Raw genomic sequence first — 9,099 nt, forward strand, 5'->3', positions numbered from 1 at the left:
ATCCGCCGACCTTCAGCAATCTTATTGCAATCGCGGCCCCCGGATACGGTCAGGGCGAATATACGCCAGAGCAGATCAAGACCATCTTCGCAACGGCGTACACGGGATTCAGTGCCGCCCGCCAAGAATCGGCGGCAGCCGACCGTGACCAGCCTGAAACCGTCATTCACACCGGCTTCTGGGGATGTGGAGCCTTTGGTGGCAATCGAACCCTGATGGTTGCATTGCAGGTTCTCGCCGCAAAAGCGGCAGGGATCCGCCGCGTTGTCTTTCATACGGGCGATTCACAGGGACTGCGCGACGCGGATCGGGGGTTTGATGCCGCCGAGATGATCGAAGAGCGCTGCGGCATGTCATGCTCGTTCGATGAGCTCGTCGAGCAGACCAGCCGACTGGGATTCCGGTGGGGTTTCAGTGACGGTAATTGACTGGCAGCGATTGCGAGGAAGACGTCAGGTGTCCTGACACTGCTCGCGTGCGGCAATTGAACGCTCGAATTCTTGCAGTGGTGAGTAGGGCGCTGCACAATTTACCGCGTCGTCGATCGGATTCTGACTGCGGGACCGAACATGCCCCGCATGGTAAGAATGCCTCCGGTCGCCACAGTGACACGACGACCGGAGGGTCCGCAGATCAACCGATTCCGTTAAGGACCTGTGTAGGAGTAGGCACCGATATCGACACGGGACGGATTGCGTGTGACCGCCAGCACGTCGTATTTCGGAACGCTCAGCGAACTGCCGGCACCGATGGCGGGGCTTTGCGCTTTCAGGCGCAGGTCGAAGTAGCCTCGACTCGGCTGGTACACCTGAAAGACCGTTACCGGGTCAACGATCGGAATCAGATTCTGCTGCCACGGAAGAAAACCTCTGTCGAAGGCGAGGTTGTGGTCGAAGGTCACCCCTTGCTGCAGCAGCGAGAATGAATCTGCGACGTTATTACGAACTACCACGTTCTGAGGAACGCGGGAATCCTGAAATACGCCGATCCAGCTATCATACTTCGGGCTCTGGCTCACGACGGTGTTATTAGCAATTACCGAATCCGAGATTCCGTAGAATCCAATACCGTGATGGGCTGCGGCAATGACGACGTTATTAATCACCGTCAATCGGTCCCACACCCCGTCGAAAATCACGATCCCCTGGAGGTATTCATCATTGTCCCCCGACGGAACCCGCGGCACCGTCAGATAGGTTCCCGTGGAGTTGATGATCATGTTGCTCTCGATCAGGACGTTTGTGGTGAAGGTTTCATCAAATGAAGTCCACCCCTGCATGGCATCATGGTGCAATCCGTCATTCCAGAGCCCATAGTGGTTTGTAATCAGATTGTGTCGGATGACCGTATCGCTGGACGTAAATTGAATCCCGTCGTTGGCGAAGTAGTCGATCTGATTTCCGGACAGCATCAGATATCGACCACGTGTTGCAATCCCATTGTGAACTCCCTTAATTCGATTTCGACTGATCGTACCGTAGCGGACGTTGTTGAAATGAATCGCGTAGTCGGCGCTGCGATTGGGCCAGTCGGCGGGGGACCAGGTCGCAACATCGCTGGCGGACTGGAGGATGTTGCCATCGGCAATCAGATTCGATGAGTGCTCGGCGTAAAGTAGGGTCGGACGAGTGCTGAAGACACCTGGGTTCTCGAACGTGATTCCACGCACCACCCACTTTGATGCCAGCGTGAACCGCAAAGTTTTAATGATAGGGACCGCGCCGGGAAACGCAGTGATCGTGATATAATCCGTGTTGGCAACTTTGCCGCTACCGTTCCAGGGAGCGATGTCTACATTGCCGTGATTCCCCCCCAGCAGATAAATCAGGTCGCCGGCATGGACGACGCCGGAAGACCGGTCAGTCCCGTTAATGAGCCGCGCATCCCAGACTTCCTGGAGTGTTCGCCAGGGCCGGGCGGAGGATCCGTCACCGGTACTGGACCCGTTTACCGGGTCGACGTAGAAAATACTCTTCGGCGCCCCCGGGATGGGCGCTCCAATCGACTGTGCCGATGCGGACATCGGGTCCGTAAGCCAGACGACCGTCGTGATGGTAAACCAGACCAGAGACTTCATGCGAACCTCGAACCAAAAAAGGAAAAAGAACAAGTACAAACGCAAAACATCACGAGAAAAAAGAAAAGCGGACGTGCCAGAAGACGTAGCGTCGATTTCCGCAGAGGAAACCGCGCGATTGGCCTGCCGCAAAAAATGCAAATGCACTTCGATATCCCTGGATGAGAATGAGGGCTCGGCCCTGGGGGGGACAGAAGTTAGAGACGATTCCATCTCCCCCGTGCGACCACTCATGGTCATCAGGAGTTACTCCTCAATCAGGTCACTCAGTCCATCACTGCAGCGAATACCTTCCAACCCGTTTCCGTTCATCCATGGTGATGACACTGCGGTTTTTTCCATCTTTCTTCGCGCACCGGCCCGTGTGACGAACTCCACCGATAGCAAACAAGGCACCGCGCAATGCCACCCAGGGCATACCAGGAATCATCTGCGGCTCACGTTTACGCGTTCAGTGAAGGAACACGCTGTCGCCGCAAGGACGTTCCGCCGTCTCCCCTGCGTGTCTCTGAGCGAGTCAACGCTGTGCTCGCCCCTGGCCCCACGAGGTCATGAAGGATGAGGCCAGCGATGGACCCCGCATGCTGAGCAGGTCGCCATCACTTACGAATGAAGCCGACCGCATCGACATTCATTCCTTGCTCATCCGTGAGACTCGGACTGTCCCTCGCTTTGACCCGCGGAGGAACATTTCAGAATCAGTCATCATCGTTGATCGAGCCCGGGTGATACCCCGCAACGCGGCACCAACCACCCGCGAAATAAGCACACCATTAAATTAGATACTTGAACATGACAATGGCACAAAAGCGTAATTAAGATCTGCCTACAATCCGACTTTCGCGCCGAACTCAAACTTAATCAGCAAAATCGATGCAAAAACCATCACAAAACAACTGGCAAACAGCCAATTTCGAACAAGCCGCCCCATTCGCAACAAAGCCCGAGGTCATCATTGTCATTAGTACTCACGGGCACCCTGAAAAGCAACTGAATTCCTGACGTACAGCAGGTGATTTCCATACAAATCTTGCACCGGGAAACGAATCTGAGACCCGCCTACCGATCAGACCTGAATTCTGAGTTGCATACCTTTACAGAACAAATCGCCTTAAATGAATGATAAAGATCCTCTCCAAAGACGACCACGCTTTCGTAAAGATCGATTTCCATACACCACGATCAATCACTAAACAATTTTAGAACATAGCCAGTAACGCAGGTGGGGAGATTTTCAAGCAGAGAAAACCGCACTCTTTGACAACACCACAGAAACGCGAATCAATACACATTTCACACTTCGTGTAGTGAGGTTCGTAGCTCTTCGTGAAAGCGATTCACGGAGCGCAAGAGAGGAGAAAGCGTGATCGTGTACTTTTTCCAGAGGGAAACTTCGAAAGGCCGGGAGGACCGCTCAGATCAGCGCGAGGGGCAATTCCCCCCATGCGACTCGGATTGTTGACCTCCTTCAGGATGAAGCTGTGAGGCCACGAGCAGAAGGATCTTTCAGGAAACGGCCTTGCTCCAGTCAATTACTAACCGCCCTCAGCGTTCGAACCGGATCGAATCCAGGTTCATGAGCCCTCCCGCTTTGGCAGGATGAACGAACAGCACGTAGAGGTCGTGGCTCCCTTCAGGGCCCTGGATGGGAACAGTTCGGTTGTACCATCGTTCCCAATCGCCATTGACCTCCACATCCGTCGCGGCCAGCAAGGGTCCATCCGGTTGATCGACCCTGATTTCAATGCGACCGCCAGCACCTGCCGACGCGACGCGAAACGTCAATTGGCTAACGCGTTCGAGCGATACGCTTTCCAGCTTCAGGTAGTGACCGTGGTCGATCGCTCCGATAAATTTTCCGCCACCTGCGGTCCCGGAATTCAGGATTTGAGGGCCATGCACAAGATGAGCCGTCTCTGCCTCAACCAGTCGGGGCCTTAACAGGATCTCGGCGGACGTCGTCAATGGGGGAATGGCTCCCCATCCGCGATCAACATAGCTGGCGATCAAGCGGTAATGCCCCGCCTGTTGCACTTCTTCCGGAGCGACCGGAATTTCTCCGACGAACCCTTCATACACTCGCACCAGCCCCTTGGGCTCCAGACGAAAGATGTAATCGACCATCTCCCGAACTTCTTCCGGCGAGTGCTGCGAGTGGGGGATCATGGGAATTTTGCCCCAGACTCCCGTGGAACCTTTCAACACCCGCTGAACGGATGCGTCGAGTGCGCCGTCGAGACCCCGGTATTTGTTGGCAATGTCGAGCAGAGGTGGCCCCACTCGCTTCTGATCGACGGCGTGGCAGTTGAAACAGTCACTCCCTTTCATCCGTCGCAGCCCCATCGGTCCTTGAGCCGATTCATCAGAGACTCGACCCGCCACGGGGAATGGTTCCTCGGTATGAACGGCGCTGAGCGAAACGCGTTTGGGTGAATCGGCATCCAGCGGCTCTCGCTGCTGGTCGTCAATTTGCCGGTCGTCGTTGGTCCCGTCTTCCTCATCCTCGACCACAACTTCGTAAGTGATCGGTTCCTCGGCATCGAAGAAGTCACCAGGACGAGGCCGCATAAACCGGAGCAGTGGCCGCTGATTTCCCACGACGGACGGAACCGTGGCAGACCGGGCAGCACCGTGCGAATCCGTCACGGTCAACTCCACATTGTAGATCCCCGGTTCCTCGATCGTAATGACGGGGTGGGGCTCCGTGGAAACGATTCGCGGAGCCGTGTCTGGCTCCGCGGGCTTCACCACCCGCCATTCATAGGTTAACTGGTCGCCTTCATCTTTGTCGAAGGTCCCCTCACTCGATGCTGTAATCCTGAGAGGTTGCTTACCGAAGTTATTTTCGGCGGCGATTTTAACAACAGGAGGGCGATTGCCCCGAACGTAGTCGATCCGAACCAGACGCGCATCTGCGTTGACACCCCAGGTCTCGCCATACTCGATGAGATACAAAGCTCCGTCAGGTCCAAATTCGAGATCAATCGGCCTGACGAACCGGTGATGGGGCATCAATTTCTCGATTCGCTTCACCCCGTGGTTCTCATCAAAGTGGACCACCTTGATCCAGTGACGCGACCACTCGTAAATGAACAGAGCCCGATCGTATTCGGCCGGAAAGCTCGTGAGAGAATCCGCTGCCATAGAGAAGTGAAAGACAGGTCCGGCGCAAGCGGTTCTACCACCGGTTTCCAGCTCGGGAAACTCAGGGGAAGCACCATAGGGATAGTACAGCAGGGCCGGTTCTGCCTGCGGAAGCAGAACTTTTCCGGTGTTATTGGGGGACTCGTTTCGCGGTGCCGCGGCATCAAATCGGGAGCCGACTTCTCCTGTTGCGAAGTCGACGTCGGCATACGGCTGGTTATTCGCGATGAAATAGGGCCAGCCGAAGTTTCCGGCTCGACGAGCCTGATTGATTTCGTCATACCCCTTGGGACCGCGGGGTCCGTCACTGCCGGCATCGGGTCCCACGTCTCCCCAGTAGAGGAATCCGGTTTCGGAATCGACGGAAATGCGCCAGGGGTTTCGGCACCCCATTACATAGATCTCCGGACGTCCACCAGATCCGTCCGCCGGGAAAAGGTTTCCCTCGGGAATCTCGTAGCCTCCTTCAGGGGTGGGGCGGATCCGCAAGATTTTCCCGTTGTAGCTCTCGGTATTCGACGACGATTTCTGAGCGTCGTAGGGGGACCGGTCGGGCCGTTCGTCCAGTGGAGCAAACCCTTGAGAATCACCATGTGGATGTGTGTTGTCACCGGTTGCGATAAAGAGCTCACCCCGTGGCCCGAAATGAAGCGATCCGGCATGGTGGCAGCATTCCTTTCGCTGTTCTTCATACCGCAAGAGAACCTTCTCAGAGGCCAGATCCAGCCGGCCATCCTGCAAGGTGAAACGACTGATGTGCTGGCCGGGGAAGTCGGGAGGAGAATACTGTAGATAGATCCAGCGGTTCCGCTCGAAATCGGGGTCGAGCGCGATCCCGATCAAACCGTTCTCCTGCGCCGTCGTCACAGTCAGATCCGCGACGATCTGTACCTGGCGGGTCACGGGATCGAGGACCTTGAGCTTCCCCCCGAGTTCGATGAAGTAGACGGCCCCGTCCCTGGCGACAGCCAGTTCCATCGGCTGCACGAGACCGGTCGCCAGGACAGTCACTTCGAACCGGGATTGGTCGACGCCCCCGGCCGTTGGGTGAACCGGTTCCTGAGCAAAGGACTGCACAGCAAACAGTAACGCACAGAATCCCCACACAAGGCCGGATCCCACGTCAGACTGATTCACCTTCGCACCTGCCTTATTCACATGGAGATTCAAGATGAGACGCCACTTTGCTACGGGGTCCGTTGTGGGAACTGTGCAAGAATTTGAGTTCGCTCTTCGATACCTCGACCATCCCGCAGGAACAAGCCTGCGAGACACTCGACCGAAAGGCCTCGATCCCACAGGCACCCAGGAATCGAGGCCATGCTCGTCCGACTTCGTACGGCGTCACTGGGCAGGGGGGACCGTCCTGCCAGGGTCCTTCGCTCCGGCGCTTATCACGGTCGTGGAGCAGGGGGCCAATTCGATCCGGACGCAACTGCCGATTACTTTGCGGGCTGCTTGCCGTTTGCCGCGGGGTTTTCGACCTTGCCCCACATTTGGCCGCCGACTTCACCATGCTGCCAGGTGCCGGCATAGCTATCTCCGTGGAACATGACGCGCGCGGTGAACGTTCCCACTCCGGGAATGGTCAGGTCGGTCAGCGACATAATCGGGGTATCGTCGGCCCAGTAGACCTTGAGAACGATGGGAATATCGATTTCCTTTTCGCCGACTTTCATCTTTGACGTGATAACCCAGTCGTCTCCCTTGAGCTTCTTCGCCGAGACGATCTGATAGCGATCTGGCTTATTCGGTGCCGAATCCTTGCCGTCTGTGCTGAACGAACCGGCCAGCACAGCTCCTGACAACTTCGTCGCGAACGCCTTTTCCCGGGCTTCCTGATCCCCATGGGAATCCTTCTCCAACGCCCCCGAAGTGGAAACCAGCGCACAGACCAGCAGGATTGGTAAAACCATTCGACTCATGATCGTCTCCTTTGCGGAATGTCACTTTGGACGTTATCGCCCGGTAAACGGATTCGAGAAAGATGATAACCGTCGATGGATCGACTCAGCAGTTGTCGCGGGCTCAATTCACCGCGGACGGTTGGGACTACACGTGCTCCAGCACATACAGAGCATTATCAGCACGAATATTCGCAGCCCAGGCCCGGTTGGCAGCGCGTCCCCGGATAATCGGGATCTCGTGCACGATCTTGAAGTGCATCTGCTGACACAGTTCGCGGAAGTCGATCATCGAAAGGAAGTGCAGGTTCGGAGTATTGTACCAGTCATAGGGAAGCGAACCGGTCATCGGCGCCCGACCATGCAACAGGATCTGCACGCGAATCCACCAGTGGCCATAGTTGGGGACGAGAATCAACGCTCGCTTCGCCACGCGCAGCATCTCACGCAGCAGATCCTGGGGATGGCGAACCTGCTGGAGAGTCTGACTCAGCACGGCATAGTCAAAAGACTGTTCGGGAACTTCTTTCAGTCCCTGATCCAGGTCGGTCTGAATCACGGGCATCCCTTTCGCGATGGCTTCAACGACTTCGCGGTGATCCAGTTCGATTCCCTGGACCGAGCAGTTCAATTCATCGCGCAGACGACACAACAGACGCCCGTCACCGCACCCCAGATCGATGACGCGGCTGCCGCGGCCGATCTGGTCGATGATAAGTCGATCCGTCAACGCGGCAGTTGGATCAAGCACACTATATCGTTTCACGGGGGAATAACTCCGTAGTTAAATCGACTTCGTGGAAATGGCTGCGGCAGCATCGCTTTCAGTGAGCCCGTTTCCTTCGGCACCGTAAGCTTCCCACATTTCACTCAGGACATGCCGACAATTGACGTCGATGGGACCCGCTGCATCGCCTGTCCCGTCTCGCCTGCCGAGTTACTGAGCGGCACCATGATAACGCCGGTAAGTCTCTCGCAGCAGGGGAGTGAGCAGTTCTTCGAGTTGCTTGATTTCCAGCAGGAACGAATCATGCCCGAAGACGCTGTCGAGTTCGAGATAGGTCACATGACGTCGAGTCGCCAGCAGGGCACTCACCAGTTCCCGGCTCTGGCTCGAAGGGAACAGCCAGTCACTGTGGTATGACGTAATGAGGAACCGCGCATCGGTGCGGCCGAGTGCCTCTCGTAGAGACCCGAAACGCTGTGCCAGGTCAAAGTAGTCCATGGCCCGGGTCAGATAGAGGTAGCTGTTCGCGTCGAATCGCTCGATGAATCGTTTTCCCTGATAGTGCAGATAGCTCTCGATCTTGAACTCGGTCTCGCTTTGCAGGTCGTAGGCAAGATGATCACTGTGCTGCAGGTTTCGACCAAACTTACGTTCAATCGAAGCCTCGGAAAGATACGTGATGTGTGCCACCATCCGGGCGAGTGCCAGTCCTGCTCTCGGACCGACATCCCCATATTTTGAAGGGACCGAGCCGTAGTAGTCACCCTGCTGGAACTGAGGGTCAGTGGTGATGGCGCGTCGACCGACGGCGTTGAAAGCAATCCCCTGGGCAGACAGCTTGCCCGCAGACGCCAGACAGACTGCAGAACGGGCCATGTCGGGGTAACGCGAAACCCAGTCCAGCACCTGCATGCCGCCAAGACTGCCCCCGATCACACACAGCAGTTTCTCGATCCCGAGGCTTCTCACCAGCGCCACATGGACATCAACAATGTCACCCACGGTGATAAAGGGAAACCGAAGTCCATAAGGTTGACCGGTCTTGGGATTGGTACAACTCGGCCCCGTCGTCCCCTGGCATCCCCCCAGTACGTTGGCACAGATGACGAAATACTTTGTCGTATCGAGCGCCCGGCCGGGTCCCACTAGTCCATCCCACCAACCTGACTTGCGGCTGTCGGCTGAATGTTTGCCAGCGACGTGCGCATCCCCTGTCAAAGCGTGACAGACGAAAATCGCGTTGTCTT

Annotated in this window: 6 protein-coding genes; 1 reads left to right on the forward strand and 5 read right to left on the reverse strand. The window is 56.4% G+C overall.

Annotation, left to right across the window (positions count from 1 at the left end; translation table 11 throughout):
• Positions 1–428, forward strand: a 428-nt coding sequence (locus VGE80_RS23815) for a hypothetical protein (protein WP_440594384.1), incomplete at its 5' end; no start/stop codon positions are given.
• A 218-nt stretch (positions 429–646) separates the two neighbouring features.
• Here VGE80_RS23815 and VGE80_RS23820 read toward each other — a convergent pair.
• The 5 genes from VGE80_RS23820 to metX form a co-directional block, all read right to left on the reverse strand.
• Positions 647–2,077: a right-handed parallel beta-helix repeat-containing protein gene (locus tag VGE80_RS23820; RefSeq protein WP_440594385.1), complete on the reverse strand. Its 1,431-nt coding sequence runs from the start codon at positions 2,075–2,077 to the stop codon at positions 647–649.
• A gap of 1,545 nt (positions 2,078–3,622) precedes the next feature.
• A complete protein-coding gene (locus tag VGE80_RS23825) occupies positions 3,623–6,358 on the reverse strand; it encodes a PQQ-dependent sugar dehydrogenase (protein ID WP_440594386.1) in 2,736 nt (911 codons plus the stop codon).
• Between the two features lie 305 nt (positions 6,359–6,663).
• On the reverse strand, positions 6,664–7,146 hold the full coding sequence (locus tag VGE80_RS23830; RefSeq protein ID WP_440594387.1) for a hypothetical protein: 483 nt from the start codon (positions 7,144–7,146) through the stop codon (positions 6,664–6,666).
• A 127-nt stretch (positions 7,147–7,273) separates the two neighbouring features.
• On the reverse strand, positions 7,274–7,891 hold the full coding sequence (gene metW, locus VGE80_RS23835) for a methionine biosynthesis protein MetW (RefSeq protein ID WP_373652840.1): 618 nt from the start codon (positions 7,889–7,891) through the stop codon (positions 7,274–7,276).
• 171 nt (positions 7,892–8,062) lie between these two features.
• Positions 8,063–9,099, reverse strand: a 1,037-nt coding sequence (gene metX, locus VGE80_RS23840) for a homoserine O-acetyltransferase MetX (protein ID WP_440594388.1), incomplete at its 5' end; no start/stop codon positions are given.

Source organism: Schlesneria sp., from assembly GCF_036405755.1.
GTDB classification, from domain to species: domain Bacteria; phylum Planctomycetota; class Planctomycetia; order Planctomycetales; family Planctomycetaceae; genus Schlesneria; species Schlesneria sphaerica.

Bases quoted from the DNA above. Each gene is read 5' to 3' on its own strand.
- VGE80_RS23820 (WP_440594385.1), bottom strand. From the start codon at position 2,077: ATGAAGTCTCTGGTCTGGTTTACCATCACGACGGTCGTCTGGCTTACG.
- VGE80_RS23830 (WP_440594387.1), bottom strand. From the start codon at position 7,146: ATGAGTCGAATGGTTTTACCAATCCTGCTGGTCTGTGCGCTGGTTTCC.